The organism is Pseudomonas oryzihabitans NBRC 102199 (genome assembly GCF_000730625.1).
Classification (GTDB): domain Bacteria; phylum Pseudomonadota; class Gammaproteobacteria; order Pseudomonadales; family Pseudomonadaceae; genus Chryseomonas; species Chryseomonas oryzihabitans.
On the sequence record NZ_BBIT01000009.1, the window covers coordinates 249257 to 269911 of the forward strand.

Genomic DNA, 20655 nt, shown 5'->3' on the forward strand with positions numbered 1-20655 from the left:
GTTCTTTTCCGGCCTCCGGTCGGCGCCACCCGCGTCCCTGTACGCCCTGCCCCACCCCGCCGTACAATGCCGGTCCCGTCTCGATGCCGACAGACCGCCTAGCCATGCGTACCAGCCAGTTCCTGCTGTCCACCCTCAAAGAAACCCCTTCCGATGCCGTGGTGATCAGCCACCAGCTGTTGCTGCGTGCCGGCATGATCCGCAAGCTGGCCTCGGGTCTCTATACCTGGCTGCCGCTGGGCCTGCGCGTGCTGCGCAAGGTGGAAGCCGTGGTGCGTGAGGAAATGAACGCCACCGGCGCCCTGGAGGTGCTGATGCCGGCGATCCAGCCCGCCGAGCTGTGGCAGGAATCCGGTCGCTGGGAGCAGTACGGCCCCGAGCTGCTGCGCCTGAAGGACCGTCATCAGCGCGATTTCTGCGTGGGCCCGACCCATGAGGAAGTCATCACCGACCTGATGCGCAACGAGTTGAACAGCTACAAGCAGCTGCCGATCAACCTGTACCAGATCCAGACCAAGTTCCGCGACGAGATCCGCCCGCGTTTCGGTCTGATGCGCGGTCGCGAGTTCGTGATGAAGGATGCCTATTCCTTCCACCTGAACCAGGCGTCGCTGCAGGAAACCTACGACGCCATGTACCAGGCGTACTGCAACGTCTTCAGTCGCCTGGGTCTGAATTTCCGTCCGGTGCAGGCCGACAACGGCTCCATCGGCGGCAGCGGTTCCCACGAATTCCATGTGCTGGCCGGCTCCGGTGAAGACGACATCGCCTTCAGCGACAGCTCCGACTACGCGGCCAACATCGAGAAGGCCGAGGCCCTGCCGCGGGAAGCCACGCGCGGCGCCGCCACCGAGGAATTGCGTCTGGTCGATACCCCCGACACCAAGACCATCGCCGATCTGGTGGAGAAATTCGGCCTGGCCATCGAAAAGACCGTGAAGACCCTGGTCGTGCGTGGCGCCGAGGAAGGCACCCTGGTCGCGCTGGTGGTGCGTGGCGATCACGAACTCAACGAGATCAAGGCGGCCAACCTGCCGGAAGTCGCCAGCCCCCTGGTGTTCGCCACCGAGCCGGAGATCCGCGCGGCCATCGGCGCCAGCCCCGGCTCCCTGGGCCCGATGAATCTGTCGATCCCCTGCATCGTCGATCGCTCGGTCGCCCTGATGAGTGATTTCGGCATCGGCGCCAACCAGGAAGACAAGCACTACTTCGGCGTGAACTGGGAGCGTGATCTGCCGCTGCCCCAGGTCGCCGATCTGCGCAACGTGGTGGCCGGCGATCCGAGCCCCGATGGCCAGGGCACCCTGGTGATCAAGCGCGGCATCGAAGTGGGCCATATCTTCCAGCTGGGCACCAAGTACAGCGAGGCGATGAAGCTGTCGGTACTGGGCGAGGAAGGCAAGCCCACCACCCTGACCATGGGCTGCTACGGCATCGGGGTGTCCCGTGTGGTCGCCGCCGCCATCGAGCAGAACCATGACGAGCGCGGTATCCGCTGGCCGGCTGCCCTGGCGCCCTTCCAGATCGCCCTGGTGCCGATGAAGTACGAGAACGCCGCGGTGAAGGAAGCGACCGATCGCCTCTACGGCGAGCTGAAGGCCGCCGGCTTCGATGTGCTGCTGGACGACCGCGACAAGAAGACCAGCCCTGGCGTGAAGTTCGCCGACATGGAGCTGATCGGCATCCCCCATCGCCTGGTGGTGGGTGAGCGCGGTCTCAACGAAGGCCTGGTCGAATACAAGGGCCGTACCGACAGCGACAGCCAGAACGTCGCCCTGGCCGAGATCGTAGGCTTCCTCAAGGCCCGCTGAGGGCTACCGCTCCAGGTCAGGCGTCCGTGCGCCTGACCTGGAAGTCGGTCAGGCCTGTACAGGCCACCTCCTCCAGCTCCACCCCGGTCACCTCGGCCGCTGCCGGTCCCTGCCAGAGCCAGAGTTCCAGCTGGGCAAGGGCTTCGATCGGACCTTCCAGGTGGCATTCCACCCGGCCATCCGCTAGATTCCGCACCCAGCCGGTGACGCCCAGTCGCTGCGCCTCCTGCCGCGTGCTCTCGCGATAGTAGACGCCCTGGACGCGGCCACTGATCAGGCCATGACGTGCCGATTTTGCGATCATCGCGGGGCTCCTCGTTCTTCCAGCACCGGCGCGACCTTGAGCCACTGGGCCACGCTTCCGGCGAGCAGTTCATGACGCTGTGCCTGCAGCCGCGCGAAGGCCTCCTGCAGCTGTGGATACCAGTCACCGGGAAAGCGTTCGGCAGGCGGCCAGCAATCCGGCGCCGGCGGTGCCCAGGGTGCGCGATCCAGCAGATCCAGCAGCGCATAGCCATGTAGGTCGCGGCAGAGCACCCAGTGGCCGCTGTCGTTCTGGCACACCAGGCGTTCCTGCTGCAGGAACGCCAGCACCGCATGCCATTCATGCTCCGGCAGCTTCCAGCCCGCCTGGTGCAGCCGCCCCAGATGCAGACTGGAACCGCTCTGCTGCCTTTCCAGAAAGGCCCGTAGCACGGCGAGCAGGATGAAGAAGGCCGGCAGCGGCGCGCGGCGCCAGTGATGGGTGGTGGACAGGCTGCAGACCACCTCCGCGCCGAGCAGCACGATCAGCCAGCAGACGTAGATCCACACCAGGAACAGCGGCACCGTGGCAAAGGCGCCATAGATCAGCTGGTAGCCGGGGAAATAGAAGACATAGAGGCCGAACAGACTCTTGGCCGCCTCGAACAGCACCCCGGTCAGGGCTCCGCCGATCAGCGCATGGCGCAGCGGGACCCGGGTGTTGGGCACGGCGGCGTACATCAGGGTGAAGGCGGCGATGCTGAACAGCAGCGGCGTGACCTTGAGCAGCGCCTGGGCGCCGGACATGCCGTAGGAGCCGAACACCAGGGCCACCGAGGCCAGGTAGGTGCTCATGGCGAAGCCGGCGCCCAGCAGCAGGGGCCCCAGGCTGAGCACCGCCCAGTAGAGCAGGAAGCTGGAGACCCCGCGCCGCGGAATGCGTACCCGCCAGATGTCGTTGAAGGTCTTTTCCACCGTCACCAGCATGAAGAAGGACGTCACCGCCAGGAGGGCCACGCCCAGCCAGGTCAGGTGCCGCGCCTGCTCGATGAAGTTGCGCAGGTACTCTTCCAGGGTCGCCCCGGTGGAGGGCACGAAATTGCGGAAGATGAAGGCCTGGATCTGCACTTCCGTGCCCTGGAAGGCGGGTATCGCCGAGAGCATGGCGAAGGTGACGGTCATCACCGGGACCACCGCGAACAGGGTGGTATAGGTGAGAGCCGCGGCATTGTTGGGGGCGCGGTCTTCGATGAAGCGGTCGGCGAGGTAGCGAACGAAGGACAGCAGTTCACGCAAGCGGGCCGGCATTGGCGGTTCCTCGAAAGGCACGGTCAAGGGCTGGCGCGGCAGTCCTCGCCAACCCGCTACAATGGGCATCTTACCTTCTATGGATCAGCCCATGAGTGAAATCGTCCTCTATCACAATCCGCGCTGCTCGAAATCGCGGGCAGCCCTTGCGCTGCTGCAAAGCCGCGAGCTAGCCGTGTCCGTGGTGCCCTACCTGGAAACGCCGCCGGATGCCGCCACCCTGCGCGCGCTGCTCGCCAAGCTGGGCCTGGAGGCGCGCCAGTTGCTGCGCACCGGCGAGGACGCCTATCGCGAATTGAACCTCGCCGATCCGGCGCTGGACGACGCAGCCCTGATCGCGGCCATGGCCGCCCATCCCAAGCTGATCGAAAGACCCATCGCCGTGCACGGCGAACGCGCCGTCGTCGGTCGTCCCCCCGAGCGTGTCCTGGAGATCCTGCAATGACCCCCGAAGCCTATGTCCTGGTGCTCTACTACAGCCGCCATGGCGCTACCGCCGAGATGGCCCGCCAGGTCGCCCGCGGGGTGGAGATGGGCGGCATGGCCGCGCGCCTGCGCACCGTGCCGGCAGTCTCCGCCGAGTGCGCCGCCGTCGCTCCGGCGGTGCCCGAGCAGGGCGCGGTCTACGCCACCCTCGACGACCTGCGCGATTGCGCGGCCCTCGCTCTGGGCAGTCCGACGCGCTACGGCAACATGGCCGCCGCCATGAAGTACTTTCTCGACGGCACCAACAGCCTCTGGCTGACCGGCGCCCTGGTGGACAAGCCCGCTGGCGTCTTCACCTCCACCGCCAGTCTGCATGGCGGCCAGGAGAGCACCCTGCTGTCCATGGCCCTGCCGCTGCTGCACCACGGCATGCTCATCACCGGCCTGCCCTACAGCGAGAGCGCCCTGCTGGAAACCAAGGGGGGCGGTACGCCCTATGGGCCGAGTCATTTCGCCGGAGCGGATGGCAAGCGCGCGCTGGACGAGCAGGAGACGACGCTGTGCCGGGCCCTGGGCAAGCGCCTGGCGACCCTGGCGGGTCGCCTGCAGCAATAGCGGTAGCCGGCGCGGCTACCAGCCCATGATTTCCTTGACGAAGGGAATGGTGAGCTTGCGTCGCGCCTGCAGCGACGCCTGATCCAGGCGTTCGAGCATGTCGAACAGGGCGTCCATGCTGCGGGTGTTGCGCGAGAGGATGAAGCGACCGACCTCGTCGGTCAGGTGCAGGCCGCGGCGGGAGGCCCGCAGTTGCAGGGCGCGCAGCTTGTCTTCGTCGGACAGCGGGCGCAACTGGAAGACCAGCGCCAGGGTCAGGCGCGACTTGAGATCGGCCAGCTGCACCGGCAATTGCCGCGGCGAGGCGGTACTGGAGATCAGCAGTCGCTTGCCGGCATCGCGCAGGCGATTGAACAGATGGAAGAGCGCCTCTTCCCAGCGCCGCTGCCCGGCCAGGGCGTCGAGATCGTCGAGGCAGACCAGCTCGCACTGTTCGAGGTTGTCGAACAGCTCGACGCCGTAGTCGGCCAGTTCGCCCATGGGCAGGTAGATGGCGCGCTCGCCCAGTTCTTCCAGGCGGTGACAGGCGGCCTGCATCAGGTGGCTGCGACCGGCACCCGCGCCGCCCCAGAGATAGATCAGGCTTTCCGTCCAGCCGGCGTCGGCATCGCAGAGACGCTCGACATAGCCGAGCGCCGCGGCATTGGCGCCAGGGTAGTAGTTGACGAAGGTGGCGTCGTCACGCAGACGAATGCCCAGGGGCAGCTGTAAAGGCATCATGCCGGCTCGAACGGCTCTTGGCAGTTTCGCGAGGGCGCCAAGTCTAACCAAATCCCGGGCCCCTCGCAGCAGCCGCTTCAGTCTTAGGTGTCAGCCCTCATGGCCAGCGGAAATACAGGGTGGTTCGCGCCGGTTGCGCGGCTGGCGCCGGCGGGGCCGCGGGCGGGGTCGGAGCAGCCGTGGCATCGACGGGTGCAGCCGGGGTCGCCGGTGCCGGAGCGGCCGGCGCCGTAGCGGGCTGCAGACCGGCAAGACCGAGTTGCGCCTGCAACTGGTCCGGATTGGCGGTGAGGTCGTAGGTCAGCTGGGTGCCGTCGACCTTGACCAGCCGGCTCGACAGGGGCTCCAGTACCTTCTGCAGCTGGGCATAGCGTTCGAAGTTGGAATTGTCGGCCACCAGGGTCAGCGGCTGGGTCGTGCCCGGGCGGGAGACGAATTTCTTCGACAGGCGCGCGGCGACATCCTGCAGCACCGCAGCGGCCAGAGCATCCTGATCGGCGGCCTGGCTGCTGCCCTGTTCGGCGGCACCGTTGTTCCACAGGCGCCACTGGGCCTGCCAGCCATTGCCCTGGGGTTTGGCGTGGACGGCCAGCAGGGCATTGGCGCCGTAGCGCTCGGAGGCCTGGCGCAGGGCGGTCGGATCGCTGGCGTCGATGTTGGCGGCGGTGCCGGCGAGTTGTTCGTTGAGGTCGGCCAGCGGCAGACGGATCGGCAGACCGGCGCGCTGGGCGCCGCGCTGGACCCCGGTGCTGGCGGGCTGGCCGTCACCGACCAGGGTCGCCCCGCTGTCGGCGTCGTTGAGCCACCAGATCATCACCACCGGACGATTGGCGCCCCATACCGAGAGACCCGCCTGACCCAGGGCCCGCTCGGTGGCGGCCGGATCGAAGTTGACCACCAGCACCTCTGGCGGACCGGCGTCGTAGCCGTACTGGCTGATCAGGGATTCGGGCGCCGCCAGGGCGCTGGCCAGCGCCGGGGTCTGGCCGGCCTGGGGGTTGCCGGTCAGGCGCCCGGCCAGGACCTGCAGGGCGCGCTTGAGGGCGGCATTGCGCTCGTCCGGCTGTTGCGAGGTCACCGGCTCGCGGACCTGGTAGAGGTTGTCCACCACCTCGGCGCGGGCGAGCGGACTCAGGACCAGCAGCGAAGCGAGCAACGGAAGGACGAGACGGCGCATGGCGATTCCATAGAAGGGGCAAGGGGCATACCTTAAAAGCCGCCTGACCCGCGAGCAAGGGCACTGGGTCGCGGGCCGCGCAGAAGGTAGCGGTGGAGACTGCCAGCCCGGCGAACGGGCAGGCGATCTGGCTCAGACCACGGCAGGCTGGCCGGGTGCCATCGCCGCCCGGACCGGAGGCCGCGGCGGGCCGCGTGCTTTGGCACGGCTTCTGGTAAAATCGCCCGCCTCATTGCCGGCTGGCGCCAGCCGGCTCGTTTCGCCATTAGCCAAAGGCCAGGATTCATGAGCAAACAACCCCAGCTGAGCTACAAGGACGCCGGTGTAGACATCGACGCCGGTGAGGCTCTGGTAGAACGCATCAAGGGCGTCGCCAAGCGCACCGCCCGCCCGGAGGTCATGGGCGGCCTGGGGGGCTTCGGTGCCCTGTGCGAGATCCCGGCAGGCTATCGCCAGCCGGTACTGGTCTCCGGCACCGACGGTGTCGGCACCAAGCTGCGCCTGGCCATGAACCTGGCCAAGCACGACAGCATCGGCATCGACCTGGTCGCCATGTGCGTCAACGACCTGGTGGTCTGCGGCGCCGAGCCGCTGTTCTTCCTCGACTACTACGCCACCGGCAAGCTCAACGTCGACGTCGCCGCCCAGGTGGTGACCGGCATCGGCACCGGCTGCGAACAGGCCGGCTGCTCCCTGGTGGGCGGCGAGACCGCCGAGATGCCCGGCATGTACGAAGGCGAAGACTACGACCTGGCCGGCTTCTGCGTCGGCGTGGTGGAGAAGTCCGAGATCATCGACGGTTCCAAGGTGGCTACCGGCGACGCCCTGATCGCCCTGCCCTCCTCCGGTCCGCACTCCAACGGCTATTCGCTGATCCGCAAGATCATCGAGGTGGCCGGTGCCGACATCGAGAACATCCAGCTCGACGGCCAGCCGCTGACCGAGCTGCTGATGGCGCCCACCCGCATCTACGTCAAGCCGCTGCTCAAGCTGATCAAGGACACCGGCGCGGTCAAGGCCATGGCCCACATCACCGGCGGCGGTCTGCTGGACAACATCCCGCGCGTGCTGCCCGAAGGCGCCCAGGCGGTGCTCGACGTGGCCAGCTGGCAGCGTCCGGCGGTGTTCGACTGGCTGCAGCAGCAGGGCAACGTCGACGAGACCGAGATGCACCGCGTGCTGAACTGCGGCGTGGGCATGGTCATCTGCGTGGCCCAGGAGCAGGTCGAAGCCGCCCTGCAGGTGCTGCGTGCCGAGGGTGAGCAGCCCTGGGTCATCGGCCGCATCGAACAGGCCGCCGCCGGCGCCGACCAGGTCGTGCTGAACAATCTGAAACAACACGGATGAGTCCTGCCGACTGCGCCGTGGTGGTGCTCATCTCCGGCCACGGCAGCAACCTGCAAGCCCTGATCGACGCCGCGACGCCGCCCGTGCGGATCGCGGCGGTGATCGCCAACCGCGCCGATGCCTATGGCCTGGAGCGGGCCCGGCAGGCCGGGATCGCCACCCAGGTGATCGATCACCGCGAGCATGCCGATCGCGAAGGCTTCGATGCGGCCCTGGCGGCCGCCATCGACGCCCAAGGCGCCGATCTGGTGGTGCTGGCCGGTTTCATGCGCATCCTCACGCCGGGCTTCGTGCGGCGCTACCAGGGTCGCCTGCTCAACATCCATCCCTCGCTGCTGCCGCTGTACAAGGGCTTGCACACCCACCAGCGCGCCCTCGATGCCGGCGATGCCTGGCACGGGTGCAGCGTGCACTTCGTCACCGAAGAGCTGGATGGCGGTCCGGTCGTGCTGCAGTCGCGGGTGCCGGTACGTTCAGAAGATACGGCGGAGAGCCTGGCGACACGGGTACACGCCGCCGAGCACCTCCTTTATCCTGTGGCCGTGCGGTTGTTCGCCGAAGGCCGTCTGCGGCTGGGTACCCTGGGTGCCGAGCTCGACGGCGAGGCGCTGCCGCCTACCGGGGCCGAGTTGCCGTCGCTGACGGCCGCGGCCTCCCCTTCCTGATCCAAGGAGAAACTGATGCGACGTCTGTTGTTCCTATTGGCCACCCTCTGCAGCGCCTCGGCCTTCGCCTTCGACCTGCAGCCGTTCACGGCCAGCTACACCGCCGACTGGAAGCAGATGCCGGTCAGCGGCTCGGCCGAGCGCTCGCTCGAGAAGGAAGCCGATGGCCGCTGGGAGCTGAAGTTCGAAGCCTCCATGCTGGTCGCCGGTCTCAACGAATCCAGCACCTTCCGCCGCGAAGGCGAAGCCTTTCTGCCGGATACCTACCAGTACAAGCGCAGCGGCCTCGGCAAGAGCCGCGAGAGCGAGCTGACCTTCGACTGGGCCGGCAAGAAGGTCACCGGCAAGGACAAGGATGATCCGGTCAGCCTGACCCTGGATCGCGGTCTGCTGGACAAGTCCACCTACCAGCTCAAGCTGCAGCAGGACGTGGCCGACGGCAAGAAGAGCATGAGCTACCAGATCGTCGACGGCGACAGCATCGACACCTATGACTTCCGCGTCATCGGCCCGGAGCGCATCCGCACCCCGCTGGGCCTGCTCGACACCATCAAGGTCGAGCGCGTGCGCGACCCCACCAAGAGCAGCCGCAAGACCGAGCTGTGGTTCGCCAAGGACTGGGACTATCTGCTGGTACGTCTCTACCAGCAGGAGAGCGACGGCAAGGAATACCAGACCAGCCTCAAGGAAGGCACGGTCAACGGGCGCACGGTGAAGGGCGCCAACTGATCTGGTCTGCAGGCAAAAAAACGTCCTCTTCGGAGGGCGTTTTCTTTTATGCGCCCACGCAGGTGTGATGGCTGCCCCTGGTGACAGGCGATTGGGTATCCAGCAGCCTTCTTCAGGCAGTGTGCCTCTTCTCCTATCGCGGCCATGGGCCGCTCCTACACGCTGGCAGGATTTTGTAGGAGCGGCCCATGGCCGCGATACCAACGCCGCGAGACGACAACCGCAAGCGCGACAGATTGTCGCAGAAGTTGTAACGACTTGTTGCCGAGATACGCCTTGGTCCGGAAGCGAAACGCTCTAGTATGGGTTTTCAAGCCCTGCCGTAGCGCGGGCTCGACCAAGGAGATTCAGCATGACCATTACCGTAACCGAACGTGACGAAGACCATATGTCCCGCGAAGCCCGTGGCCTGGGCATGCATCTGTGGGACGTGAAGCAGGAAGGGGAACTGGTCGGCGTCTACCAGAGCGAAGCCGCTGCCCTGGAATACAAGGAGCAGATCGAACACGAAGGCGCGTCGCACGCCGAGTGAGTCGAAGGATCTTTTTACCGACTGCCTGAAAAAGGCCCGCCTCTTGGAGGCGGGCCTTTTTCGTTTCAGGGTGGGACAAGGGGGTGCGGTAGGTTGGGTCGAGCGGAGTGAAGTCCAGCGTCACCTGGTCCAGCGGTGCGTTTGGTTCCCCTCACCCCAACCCTCTCCCAGAGGGAGAGGGGGTGGTTCAGCGCGGGGAGCTCCTTTGTCGGAGCCCAACAAGCTCCGGTCAGTGCACCAGCTCGTCGGCGAATACCTTGTCCAGGGTGATGGGCAGGTCGCGTACGCGCTTGCCGGTGGCGTGGAAGATGGCGTTGGCAATGGCGGCCGCCACGCCGACGATGCCGATCTCGCCGATACCCTTGGCGCCCAGCGGATTGACGATCTCGTCCTTCTCCTCGACGAAGATCACCTCCAGCTGCTGGATGTCGGCCTGCACCGGAAAGTGGTACTCCGCCAGGCTGTGGTTCATCCAGCGCCCCTCGGAAGTGTCCATCATCCCCTCTTCCTGCAGGCCCATGCCGATGCCCCAGACGATGCCGCCGGCCACCTGGTTCTCGCCGGTCTTGAGGTTGAGGATGCGGCCTGCGGCCACGGCGGTGACCACGCGACTGACCTGGACGCTGCCGAAGTCTTCGTCGACCTTGACCTCGACGAACACCGCCGAGTGGGTACCGGTGGCATAGTCGTCACGGCCTTCCGCCGGTTCGGCGCTGGCCAGGGTTTCCATCGATGGCGACCCCGAGGCCTTGAGGATGGCGGTGAAGTCGACGCGCCGGGCCGGATCGGTCTTGAGGCTGATGCCGCCATCGGCGAACACCACCTGCTCCAGCTCCGCCTTGGCCAGCGGCGAGTCATCCATTTCCTTGGCCGCATCCAGCAGTTGCTGGCGCAGCTGGTCGCAGGCCAGCTTGACGGCGGTACCCACCGAGGACACGGTGAAGGAACCGCCCTCCAGGGGTGCCTTGGGCAGGGTGGAATCGCCCAACTTGAAGGTGACCTTGTCCAGCGGCAGGCCGAGGTTCTCGGCGGCGATCTGGGTCATCACCGTGTAGGTGCCGGTGCCGATGTCGGAGGTGGCACTGGCCACCACCAGGCTGCCGTCGATGTTCATCACCGCCTTGGCGGTGGCGGGTTGCTGCATGGCTTCCCAGACCCCGGTGGCCATGCCCCAGCCCACCAGCTGGTTGCCGTCGCGCATGGAGCGTGGCGCCATGCTGCGTCGCTCCCAGCCAAACCGCTCGGCGGCCTGGCGATAGCACGCCAGCAGTTCCTTGCTGGAATAGGGCTTGCCCTTGGCCGGATCGGTGTCGGTGAAATTGCGGATGCGCAATTCCAGCGGATCGATGTCGGCAGCATAGGCCAGTTCGTCCATGGCGCTTTCCAGCGCATAGACACCCAGCACCGCGCCCGGGGCGCGCATGTCCAACGGTGTGTAGACGTCCAGCGCGGCCAGTTGATAGGCCAGCTTGACGTTGGGGCAGGCATAGAGCGACGCCGACCAGACCAGCACCATTTCGGTGAAGTCCTCGAAGCGCGAGGTGATGCCCAGGGCGCTGTGATCGATGGCCTGCAGCTTGCCGTCGCTGTCGCAGGCCAGCTTGAGCTGCTGGTAGGTCTCGGGGCGATAGCCGAAGGTGAACATCTGCTGGCGCGTCAGGGTCACCCGCACCGAGCGCTTGAGCTGCAGCGCGGCCATGGTCGCCAGCACCAGCTGGTACTGGGGACGCAGACCGGAGCCGAAGGCCCCACCAACGAAGGGCGAGATGACCTTCACGTCGCCCTCGCCCAGGCCGAAGATGTTGCTGACGAACTGGGCGCTGTTCTGCACGCCCTGGGTCTTGTCATGCACCGTCAGCTTGCCGTCCTTGTGGTAGATGACGGTGGAGGCATGCATCTCCATGGGATTGTGGAATTCCGCCGCGGAATGGTATTCGGCCTCGATCCGCACGGGCGCCGCGGCCCAGGCCGCCGGGGCGTCGCCGCGGTTGTCCGGCAATTCCATGGGCGCTTCGTGGGCCTGGTCGCGGGCCTGGGCCAGGTCGGTGGCGTGGTCTTCCTCGCTGTACTGGGCACGGATCAGCGAGGCGGCATTGCGCGCGGCCTCGAAGGTCTCGGCCACCACCAGGGCGATGGGCTGGCCGCTGTAGAGGATGCGATCGTTGTACAGCGGCCGGAAGGGCTTGCCGTCGGCCGCGTCCATGTCGGTGTAGCTCTCGTCGTAGCTGGCCATCTTCGGTCGGTTGAGATGGCTGAGCACCTCGAGCACACCCGGCTGGGCCAGGGCTTCGCTGACGTCCAGGCCAAGCAGGCGGCCCTTGGTGATGGTGGCGTTGACCACGAAGCCGAAGGCCAGATCAGGAACGCTGAATTCGCCGGCATAGAGCGCCTGACCGGTGACCTTGAGCGGACCGTCGACGCGGGGAACGGCTTTTTGCAGATGGACGACGGTCATTGCAGGGTACCTCCGGCGGCTTCGGTAAGGGCACGCACGATGGCGCGCCGGGCCAGTTCGATCTTGAAGCTGTTGTGGGCGAAGCCCTGGGCGCCTTGCAGCAGGCGATCGGCCAACTGGCCGAAGGTGGCCTTGTCCGCCACCTGGCCGACGACGGCCTGCTCGGCTTCTGGCAGGCGCCAGGGTTTGTGGGCCACGCCGCCCAGGGCGACGCGGACCTGCTTGATGCGCTCGCCGTCCATTTCCAGCGCGGCTGCCACCGAGACCAGGGCGAAGGCATAGGAGGCGCGGTCGCGGATCTTCAGGTAGGCGCTGTTGGCCGCCAGGCTGTCGGCCGGCAGGGTCACGGCGGTGATGAGTTCATCGGCGGCGAGGTTGGTATCGCGCTCGGGGGTGTCGCCAGGCAGTCGATGGAAGTCGGCGAAGTCGATGACGCGCTCGCCACTCGGACCGCTCACCTCGACCCGGGCTCCCAGCGCGGCCAGGGCCACGCACATGTCCGAGGGATGGGTGGCGATGCACTGCTCGCTGTGACCGAGGATGGCGTGGATGCGATTCTGCCCTTCGCGCGCGCCGCAGCCGGAGCCGGGCTCGCGCTTGTTGCAGGGGGTGCCCACGTCGTAGAAGTAGTAGCAGCGGGTACGCTGCAGCAGGTTGCCGCCGGTGGAGGCCATGTTGCGCAGTTGCGGCGAGGCGCCGGCGAGGATGGCCTTGGCCAGCAGCGGATAGCGCCGCTGTACCTCGGGGTGATAGGCGACCTCGGCGTTCTTGACCAGAGCACCGATGCGCAGACCGCCTTCGGCGGTGGTCTCGACCTCGCGCAGGGGTAGGCCGTTGACGTCGATCAGCTGCTCGGGGCGCTCGACGTTTTCCTTCATCAGATCCAGCAGGTTGGTGCCACCGGCGATGAAATGGGTCTGGGGGCCATGCTGGCGGATGGCGTCGGGCACGGCGTTGGGCTTGGCATAACCGAAGCGGTTCATTCGCGGCCCTCCCCTTGCTGGCAATCCGGACGCGCCCGCTCGATGGCGGCGCGGATGTTGCGATAGGCGCCGCAGCGGCAGAGGTTGCCGCTCATCTGCTCGGCCACCTCGGCCTCGCTGTGGGCATGGCCCTCCTTGAGCATGCCGATCGCCGAGCAGATCTGCCCCGGGGTGCAATAGCCGCACTGGAAGGCGTCTTCGGCGACGAAGGCGGCCTGCATGGGGTGCAGCTGGTCGCCCTGGGCCAGGCCCTCGACGGTGGTGACCTCGGCGCCGTCCTGCATGACCGCCAGGGCCAGGCAGCTGTTGATGCGGGTGCCGTTGACCAGCACGGTGCAGGCGCCGCACTGCCCGTGATCGCAGCCCTTCTTGGTACCGGTCAGATCGAGGTGGTCGCGCAAGAGATCGAGCAGCGTGGTCCAGGGCTCCACGGCCAGCTGCAACTGCTTGCCGTTGAGGGTCAGGGCGATGGTATGGGACTCGGGTTCGGCCAGGGGCTGGAGCTGGCGCGCGGGGGTGGCGTTCATGGCGGACCTCACGGTTAAAGCCGCGGGGTGCAGATTGCCCCCGTGGTCGGAATCAGGCGGTGACAGCGAAAGGCCACCTCAGGTAAGGGACTGCGCCCGACCGGAAGCGGTTCAGCACCCCTGCCCAGCGGTATTCAACGTCACGTTGAAGGTTGTTCAGCGAAGCGTTGGAAAGCCCGTGTCAGAGGGTTTCGCCCTGGTCAGGACACATCTGGTATGGCGCTTCGCTACGCCAGCGGCCCAGTGGCCTGAACCCCATAGGTTCTGGGGCAGTCATCAGAACTCCCGTGATGTGCCCCCAACGATGAGAATCCGACCATGGCTTCCGACTCCGATGCACGCTGGCGCCTGTCCCGGCGTCAGTTCCTCGGCACCTCCGCGGTGCTGGTAGCGACCAGCGCCATACCCGGCTATGGCTTCGCCCAGGCCAGCGGTGGCGCGCCCCTGACGCCCCAGGCCATCGCCGCCCGCCTGCCGCAACTGCTGCCGCTGACCCTGCAGATCAATGGCGAGGCGCGCCGGCTCCGGGTCGACAGCCGCACCACCCTGCTCGATGCGCTGCGCGAGAACCTGCACCTCACCGGCACCAAGAAAGGCTGCGACCATGGCCAGTGCGGCGCCTGCACGGTGCTGGTGAACGGCCAGCGCATCAACAGCTGCCTGAGCCTGGCGGCCATGCACGAAGGCGACACCATTACCACCATCGAGGGCCTGGGCAACGCCGAGCGCCTGCATCCCATGCAGGCGGCCTTCCTGGCCAAGGACGGTTTCCAGTGCGGCTATTGCACCCCGGGGCAGATCTGCTCGGCGGTGGCCCTGCTGGACGAGGTCAAGGCCGGCATGCCCAGTCACGTCTCGAAGCGCCTCGACGGGCCGATGCGGCTGAGCGAGGAAGAGATCCGCGAGCGCATGAGCGGCAATCTCTGCCGCTGCAGTGCCTATCCCAACATCGTCGCGGCCATCCAGATGGCGGGGGGCCAGGCATGAGAGTCTTCGACTATCAGCGCGTGCAGACCGAAGCCGATGCCAGCCGCCAGGGTGCGCGGGCCGGCAGTCGCTTCATCGCCGGCGGTACCAATCTACTGGACCTGATGAAGCTGGAGATCGAGACCCCCAGCCAGGTGCTGGACATCAATCGCCTGCAGCTGGACCAGATCAGCGCCACCGCGGACGGCGGCCTGCGCATCGGTACCCTGGTGCGCAACTCCACCCTGGCCGCCGACGCCCGGGTGCGCGAGCGCTACCCGGTGCTCTCCCGCGCGCTGCTGGCCGGTGCCTCGGCGCAGTTGCGCAACAAGGCCACCACCGGCGGCAATCTCCTGCAGCGCACCCGCTGCTCCTACTTCTACAACACCGCCATGCCCTGCAACAAACGCCAGCCCGGCAGTGGTTGCGCGGCACTGGGCGGCTTCAATCGGATGAACGCCGTCATCGGCGCCAGCGACCAGTGCATCGCCGTGCATCCCTCCGACATGGCGGTGGCCATGCGGGTGCTGGACGCCACGGTGGAGACCCGCGAAGCCAATGGCCGCACCCGGCGCATCCCCCTCGCCGATTTCCATCGCCTGCCCGGGGATACCCCGCAGATCGAGACGGTGCTGCAACCCGGCGAACTCATCACCGCGGTGACCCTGCCGCCGCCACCGCCCGGCATCCAGGTCTATCGCAAGGTGCGCGACCGTGCCTCCTATGCCTTCGCCCTGGTGTCCATGGCCGCCATCGTCGAGCTGGACGGCACGCGCATCCGCAGCGGTCGCGCGGCCTTCGGCGGCCTGGCGCACAAGCCCTGGCGGGTGGCGGCGGCCGACCAGGCCTTTGCCGGCCAGGCCGTGTACAGCGATCTGGCGGCCGTGGGCGATGCCCTGCTCGCCGGTGCCCGTGGCTATGGCCACAACGACTTCAAGCTCGAGCTGACCCGCCGCATCCTGCGCGCCGGCGTGGCCGACGCTCGCCAACAGGCCTGAGGACAGCAGCATGGAAATGAACGAACCCGCCGGCCGCAACCTGATCGACGAGAATCGCGGCGGCCTGATCGGCAAGCCCATCGACCGCGTCGACGGCCTGCTCAAAGTCACCGGCCAGGCGCCCTACAGCTTCGAATTCCGCAACGATCGCGTCGCCTACGGCTTCATCGTCGGCGCCACCATCGCCAAGGGCCGCATCAGCCGGCTGGACACCTCGGCCGCGGAGGGCGCGCCGGGCGTGCTCGGCGTGCTGACCTATCGCAACGCGCCGCGCCAGGCCGCCCGCGAGCCGGACAACAGCGGTCGCTTCACCCGGCCCAAGCCCTACCTCGACAGCGACCAGGTGCGCTATTTCGGCGAGCCGGTGGCCTTCGTGGTGGCCGAGACCTTCGAGGAGGCGCGCCTGGCGGCGGCTCTGGTGGAGATCGACTACGCGGCCGAACCGGGCGTCTTCGATCTCGCCGCCAACCTCGGCCAGGCGGTCAAGCCGCCGGATGCCGATCAGCCCACCGATACCGCCTCGGGCGATGTCGACGCCGCCTTTGCCCGGGCGCCGATCAAGCTCGACGAGCGCTATACCACGCCCTACCACATCCATGCGCAGATGGAGCCCCACGCCAGCCTCGCCCAGTGGGACGGCGACCGGGTGACCATCTATTGCTCCACCCAGTTCGTCGAGCAGGCGCAGAGTTGCGTGGCCAATACCCTGCAGCTGCCCAAGGAAAACGTGCGCATCGTGGCGCGCTATATCGGTGGTGGCTTCGGTGGCAAGTTGCCGATCTATGCCGACGCCCTGATCGGCGCCATGGCCGCTCGCGCCATCGGCCGGCCGGTCAAGGTCACCCTTACCCGCCAGCAGATGTTCCAGATCACCGACCATCGCTCGGCCACCATCCAGCGCATCCGCCTGGGCGCCGACCGCGAGGGCCGTATCCAGGCGATGGCCCATGAAGGCTGGTCCCATTCCGCCCGCGGCCTCACCTACTACGAACCCACCGGCCTGTCCTCGCGCACCCTCTATGCCGGCGACGACCGCCTGGTGGCGCACCGCATGGTCGAGCTGGACCTGCCCGAGTCCGGCTCCTGCCGGGCGCCCGGCGAAGCCGTGGGCATGCTCGCCAGCGAAAGCGCCATGGACGAGCTGGCGGTCATGCTCGGTCTCGATCCCATCGAGCTGCGCATCCGCAACGAGCCCAGCCAGGATCCGGAAAAGCACATCCCCTTCTCTTCCCGCAAGTTGGTGGAGTGCATGCAGGACGGCGCCCGCCGCTTCGGCTGGAGCCAGCGCAAGGCCACGCCCGGCCAGGTGCGCGACGGCGACTGGCTGATCGGCATGGGCATGGCGGCAGCCAGCCGCGCCAACATGCTCAGGCCGTCCCAGGCTGGGGTGCGCCTGGAAGCCGATGGCACGGCCACGGTCAAGACATCCATGACCGACATCGGCACCGGGACCTACACCATCCTGGCGCAGATCGCCGGCGAGTCGCTCGGCTTGCCGGTGGAGCGGGTCAAGGTGCTGCTGGGCGACAGCGACGACCCGGCCGGAGCCGGGTCGGGTGGCTCCTTTGGCGCCGCCAGTTCCGGTTCCTCGGTCTATGTCGCCTGCGAGAATCTACGGCTGAAGGCGGCAGAGGCGGCGGGCCTGGATCCGGCCAGTGCCCGCTTCGTCGGTGGTCGGCTGATCGCCGACAACGGCAGTCGCGACCTCGCCGAACTAGCGCGCCAGCACGATCTCCAGGCCATCGGCGAGATCAAGCCGGGCCAGACCCTCAAGGACTACTCCCAGCAGGGCTACGGCGCCTTCTTCGCCGAGGTGGGGGTGCACGCCCTCACCGGCGAGATCCGCCTGCGGCGCATGCTCGGGGTGTTCGCCGCAGGCCGCATCCTCAACGAGAAGACCGCCCATTCGCAGATGCTTGGCGGGATGATCTGGGGGGTGGGCAGCGCCTTGCACGAAGACGGGGTGATCGACGTTCGCCACGGGCATTTCGTCAACCATGACCTGGCCGACTACCACTACCCCTGCCACCTGGACATTCCCGCCATCGAAGCCCATTTCCTGCCGGAAGTGGACGACAAGGCCAATCCGCTGAAGATCAAGGGCGTCGGCGAACTGGGGATCTGCGGCGCCGGGGCCGCGCTCACCAACGCCGTCTACAACGCCTGCGGGGTGCGCATCCGCGACTATCCGCTGACGGTGGACAAGGTGCTGGCCGGGCTGAAGACGGCCTGACGGCGGGCGGCGCGGTTCAGCGCGCCGCCTTGCCCCCGGCCCGTGTCGCCAGCAGCACCCCACCGATGGCGATCACCATGGCCACCCAGGCCAGCGGCGGCAGGGTCTCGCCCAGCAGTAGCCAGGCGCTCAGGGCGGCGCCCGGCGGCACGCAAAAGAACAGCGCACTGACCCGCGCCGCCTCGCCGGCGCGGATCATCCACACCAGCAGGCTGATGGCCAGGAGCGAGTTGGCCAGCACCAGGTAGGCCAGGGCGCCGATGAAGGCCGGCGCCCAGTGCACCGGATTGTGCTCGAACAGCAGCGCCACCGGCGCGCAGCAGACCAGGCCGACGCTGTACTGCACCAGGTTGTTGGTGACCGGATGCTGGGCCACGCCCAGGCGCTTTTCGTAGAGCACGGCGCTGGTCATGCCCAGCAGCGCGCCGACCGCCAGGAAGATGCCCGGGACGGACTCCACGGCGACGCTGGCCCGGGCCAGGATCACCCCGATGGCGCCGAGCAGCCCCAGGGCCAGCCCCAGCCATTGCAGCGGCGTCACCCGCTCACCGACCAGCAGGGGCGCGCCCAGGGCCACCAGGATCGGCTGCAGCGAGGCCACCATGGCCACCACGTTGGCCGAGGCGCCCAGCACCAGGGCGCCATAGCTCATGCCGAAATAGACGCCCTGGATCAGAAAGCCCACCACGGCGAGATTCGCCCATTCCCGCCGGGTGCGTGGCAGCGGCGGACGCAGGATCAGGAAAGCCACCAGCAGCACGCTGAAGGCCAGCGCATAGCGCATCGCCAGCAGGGTGAAGGGCGGCGCATAGGCCAGACCCACCTTGGACACGGCGAAGCCGGCGGACCACAGGGCCAGGAACACCAGGGGAATGAGGCGCAGCAACCAGGGATTCAGCGAGGTGGACGACATCGGATGCTCAGGGCCAGGCGAGTCAGCGGGACGCGACTCGCGAGCGGGAAGGATAGCTGACGATCAACAGCCCGCTGAGCACCAGGGCCGCGCCGGCGAGAAATCCCGGACCCGGGGTCTCGCCCAGCAGCCAGACGCCCATCAGCACACCGAACAGCGGCGTCAGCAGGGTCAGCACGCCCAGGGGCGCCGCGCGATAGCGACTGAGCAGCACGAACCAGCCCAGCAGACTGATACCAGCGACGATGAACACCTGGAAGGCCAGACTCGACCAGGCCAGGGAATCCAGCCCGGCCAGATCCAGGCGCTTGCCGAGCGGCAGGGCCAGCGCCAGCAGCACCACGCCGGTCACCCCGAGTTGATAGAACAGGGTGCGCAGCGGCGGCGCCTCGGCCAGGGCACTGCGGCGGATCAGCACCGTGGTGGCGCCCCAGGCTGCGCCGCCGGCCAGGCCGATCAAATCGCCCTGCCAACTGGTGCCGCCGCTCGGCTTGCCGATCAGGAAGGCGCAGACCACCCCAGTGGCCGCCAGCAGCATGCCCAGCCACTGCCGCCCCGACAGCCGCTCCCCGGGCACCAGCCAGTGCAGGCCGCAGGCGGCGAACAGCGGCGCCGTGTAGATGAACACCACCATGTGCGCGGCGCTGGTGTATTTCAGGCCGACCGCCATGCAGAGGAATTCCAGGGCGAACAGCGACCCGGCGAGCAGCCCGGGAAGCAGCGTCTGGTCGCGACCCAGGCAGCGGATGCCGCGCCAGCGCGCCAGGCCATAGAGCAGCCCGGCCGCCAGCAGCGAGCGCCAGCCGATCTGCAGCAGCGGATCCACCTGCTCGGCGATGGCCTTGATCGCCGTCTGCTGCAGGCCCCAGACCAGGCAGAGCACCAGCATGACCAGCACGGCGGGGAGATCCAGCTCCTTGCGCATGAGCGTCGCTCCAGGAAAAAGTGAGCCTGCATGGTGAAGGTGGCTGAACAGGTCGGACAAACGATGTTTAATGGGCGTCAGGCTCAGGAAAACTAAGGCTCCGTGTGACGACCGCCCTCCCCCTCAATGCTCTGCGCGCCTTTGCCGCTGCCGCGCGACACCAGCACTTCGCCAAGGCCGCGGACGAGCTGCACGTCACCGCGGGCGCCATCAGCCGGCAGATCCGCCTGCTCGAGGAAGAGCTGGGGCAGCCGCTGTTCGAGCGCCTGGCCCAGGGCGTGCGCCTAACCGTCCAGGGGCGCGCCCTGGCGGCGGAGATCACGCCGCACCTCGACGGCCTGACCCGCGCCGTCGCCCGGGCGCGGGTCAAGAGCAGCGTCCTGACCGTCAGTGCGCCGCCCACCTTTGGCCAGGAATGGCTGCTGCCGCGCCTGGAAGACTTCCAGCGCCAGCATCCGGATATCGAGGTCTTTCTCGATGCCTCCTCCGCCATCGTGCCGCTGGGTACCGAGGGCGGTGCCCAGGCGGCGATCCGCTATGGCCGGGGCGACTGGCAGGACGGCGAGACGCGCCTGCTGCTGCGTGAGTGGATCTTCCCGGTGTGCAGCCCGACGCTGATCCCGGCGCCACTGACAGAACCCGCCGCCTTGCTGGCCTATCCGCTGCTGCATGCCGAATGGCCCGGCGACTGGCGTTCGGGCCGGCCCAGCAGCCGTTTCAACGCCTGGCAGGACTGGTTCGCCAGCCAGCAGGTACCCCTGGGCGAGAGTCTGCGCGGTCCGCGCTATTCGCTGAGTGGCATGGCCCTGCAACAGGCCGCGGCCGGCAAGGGCGTGGCCCTCGGCGGCTGCGTGCTGGCCCAGCGCCTGCTGGCGAGCGGCGCCCTGGTCCGCCCGCTGCCGGACCGGTTCAACCAGCTGTCGACCCAGGCCTACTTCCTGGTCTTGCCCAAGGGCCCGGTGGACGCGCCGGTACAGCGCTGGATCGACTGGCTGCTGGTGCAGATCCGCCAATTCCGCGAGACCCAGGGCGAGCCGCAGGAGACCGGCGGCGCCTGGTGAGAGCCGCGCTTTTACGGCAGT

The 20655-nt window shown here is 67.6% G+C and carries 20 protein-coding genes; 11 read left to right on the forward strand and 9 right to left on the reverse strand.

What is annotated here, in order from left to right; genetic code table 11:
* The first annotated feature begins 104 nt into the window (after positions 1-104).
* The gene (locus tag POR01S_RS11520) at positions 105-1811 is read left to right on the forward strand and encodes a proline--tRNA ligase (protein WP_042135922.1); all 1707 of its coding nucleotides are present in this window, start codon (positions 105-107) and stop codon (positions 1809-1811) included.
* Positions 1812-1827: 16 nt separating this feature from the next.
* Here the strand turns inward: POR01S_RS11520 and POR01S_RS11525 are convergent, their stop codons facing one another.
* On the reverse strand, positions 1828-2115 hold the full coding sequence (locus POR01S_RS11525) for an acylphosphatase (protein ID WP_081875204.1): 288 nt from the start codon (positions 2113-2115) through the stop codon (positions 1828-1830).
* Positions 2112-3362, reverse strand: coding sequence for a YihY family inner membrane protein (locus POR01S_RS11530; RefSeq protein WP_027602651.1), 1251 nt, complete (start codon positions 3360-3362; stop codon positions 2112-2114). Before POR01S_RS11530 ends, POR01S_RS11525 begins: the two co-directional genes overlap by 4 nt.
* A 91-nt stretch (positions 3363-3453) precedes the next feature.
* Here POR01S_RS11530 and arsC point away from each other — a divergent pair, with 91 nt between their 5' ends.
* Entirely contained in the window at positions 3454-3807 is a 354-nt protein-coding gene (gene arsC, locus POR01S_RS11535; RefSeq protein ID WP_042135924.1) for an arsenate reductase (glutaredoxin), read from the forward strand.
* A complete protein-coding gene (wrbA, locus tag POR01S_RS11540; protein WP_042135927.1) occupies positions 3804-4403 on the forward strand; it encodes an NAD(P)H:quinone oxidoreductase in 600 nt (199 codons plus the stop codon). Before arsC ends, wrbA begins: the two co-directional genes overlap by 4 nt.
* 15 nt (positions 4404-4418) lie before the next feature.
* On the opposite strand, the gene hda is transcribed toward wrbA, so the two are convergent.
* A complete protein-coding gene (hda, locus tag POR01S_RS11545; RefSeq protein ID WP_017638945.1) occupies positions 4419-5123 on the reverse strand; it encodes a DnaA regulatory inactivator Hda in 705 nt (234 codons plus the stop codon).
* 97 nt (positions 5124-5220) lie between these two features.
* On the reverse strand, positions 5221-6300 hold the full coding sequence (locus POR01S_RS11550; RefSeq protein WP_042135928.1) for a DUF2066 domain-containing protein: 1080 nt from the start codon (positions 6298-6300) through the stop codon (positions 5221-5223).
* 285 nt (positions 6301-6585) lie between these two features.
* Here POR01S_RS11550 and purM point away from each other — a divergent pair, with 285 nt between their 5' ends.
* From purM to POR01S_RS11570, 4 genes are all read left to right on the forward strand, one after another.
* Entirely contained in the window at positions 6586-7647 is a 1062-nt protein-coding gene (purM, locus tag POR01S_RS11555; RefSeq protein ID WP_027596992.1) for a phosphoribosylformylglycinamidine cyclo-ligase, read from the forward strand.
* A complete protein-coding gene (gene purN / locus POR01S_RS11560) occupies positions 7644-8312 on the forward strand; it encodes a phosphoribosylglycinamide formyltransferase (protein ID WP_042135930.1) in 669 nt (222 codons plus the stop codon). Before purM ends, purN begins: the two co-directional genes overlap by 4 nt.
* A 15-nt stretch (positions 8313-8327) precedes the next feature.
* Positions 8328-9041, forward strand: coding sequence for a DUF3108 domain-containing protein (locus POR01S_RS11565; RefSeq protein ID WP_007159312.1), 714 nt, complete (start codon positions 8328-8330; stop codon positions 9039-9041).
* A gap of 352 nt (positions 9042-9393) precedes the next feature.
* Positions 9394-9573 (forward strand): hypothetical protein, encoded by a 180-nt coding sequence (locus POR01S_RS11570; protein ID WP_007159313.1) that lies wholly within the window; start codon positions 9394-9396, stop codon positions 9571-9573.
* A gap of 229 nt (positions 9574-9802) precedes the next feature.
* On the opposite strand, the gene POR01S_RS11575 is transcribed toward POR01S_RS11570, so the two are convergent.
* Genes POR01S_RS11575 through POR01S_RS11585 form a run of 3 tightly spaced genes read right to left on the reverse strand, consistent with a single transcriptional unit; the run spans position 9803 to position 13538 of the window.
* Entirely contained in the window at positions 9803-12028 is a 2226-nt protein-coding gene (locus tag POR01S_RS11575) for a xanthine dehydrogenase family protein molybdopterin-binding subunit (RefSeq protein ID WP_042135932.1), read from the reverse strand.
* A complete protein-coding gene (locus POR01S_RS11580) occupies positions 12025-13011 on the reverse strand; it encodes an FAD binding domain-containing protein (protein ID WP_042135934.1) in 987 nt (328 codons plus the stop codon). Before POR01S_RS11580 ends, POR01S_RS11575 begins: the two co-directional genes overlap by 4 nt.
* Positions 13008-13538 carry a (2Fe-2S)-binding protein gene (locus POR01S_RS11585; protein WP_027602643.1) on the reverse strand — a complete coding sequence of 177 codons (531 nt, stop codon included), beginning with the start codon at positions 13536-13538 and terminating at the stop codon, positions 13008-13010. Before POR01S_RS11585 ends, POR01S_RS11580 begins: the two co-directional genes overlap by 4 nt.
* A gap of 318 nt (positions 13539-13856) precedes the next feature.
* Here POR01S_RS11585 and paoA point away from each other — a divergent pair, with 318 nt between their 5' ends.
* Genes paoA through POR01S_RS11600 form a run of 3 tightly spaced genes read left to right on the forward strand, consistent with a single transcriptional unit; the run spans position 13857 to position 17735 of the window.
* Positions 13857-14525, forward strand: coding sequence for an aldehyde dehydrogenase iron-sulfur subunit PaoA (paoA, locus tag POR01S_RS11590; protein WP_027602642.1), 669 nt, complete (start codon positions 13857-13859; stop codon positions 14523-14525).
* Positions 14522-15502: an FAD binding domain-containing protein gene (locus POR01S_RS11595; protein WP_042135936.1), complete on the forward strand. Its 981-nt coding sequence runs from the start codon at positions 14522-14524 to the stop codon at positions 15500-15502. The genes paoA and POR01S_RS11595 overlap by 4 nt, the downstream gene beginning before the upstream one ends.
* Positions 15503-15512: 10 nt before the next feature.
* Complete coding sequence (locus tag POR01S_RS11600) at positions 15513-17735, forward strand: xanthine dehydrogenase family protein molybdopterin-binding subunit (protein WP_042135938.1); 2223 nt, start codon at positions 15513-15515, stop codon at positions 17733-17735.
* A 16-nt stretch (positions 17736-17751) separates the two neighbouring features.
* Here the strand turns inward: POR01S_RS11600 and POR01S_RS11605 are convergent, their stop codons facing one another.
* Together POR01S_RS11605 and POR01S_RS11610 are read right to left on the reverse strand one after the other, a co-directional pair.
* The gene (locus tag POR01S_RS11605) at positions 17752-18648 is read right to left on the reverse strand and encodes a DMT family transporter (RefSeq protein ID WP_042135940.1); all 897 of its coding nucleotides are present in this window, start codon (positions 18646-18648) and stop codon (positions 17752-17754) included.
* A 22-nt stretch (positions 18649-18670) separates the two neighbouring features.
* Positions 18671-19573 carry a DMT family transporter gene (locus POR01S_RS11610; RefSeq protein ID WP_042135943.1) on the reverse strand — a complete coding sequence of 301 codons (903 nt, stop codon included), beginning with the start codon at positions 19571-19573 and terminating at the stop codon, positions 18671-18673.
* A gap of 104 nt (positions 19574-19677) precedes the next feature.
* Between POR01S_RS11610 and POR01S_RS11615 the strand changes: the two genes are divergently transcribed.
* Positions 19678-20634, forward strand: coding sequence for a LysR substrate-binding domain-containing protein (locus POR01S_RS11615; protein WP_042135945.1), 957 nt, complete (start codon positions 19678-19680; stop codon positions 20632-20634).
* Positions 20635-20655: the final 21 nt, after the last annotated feature.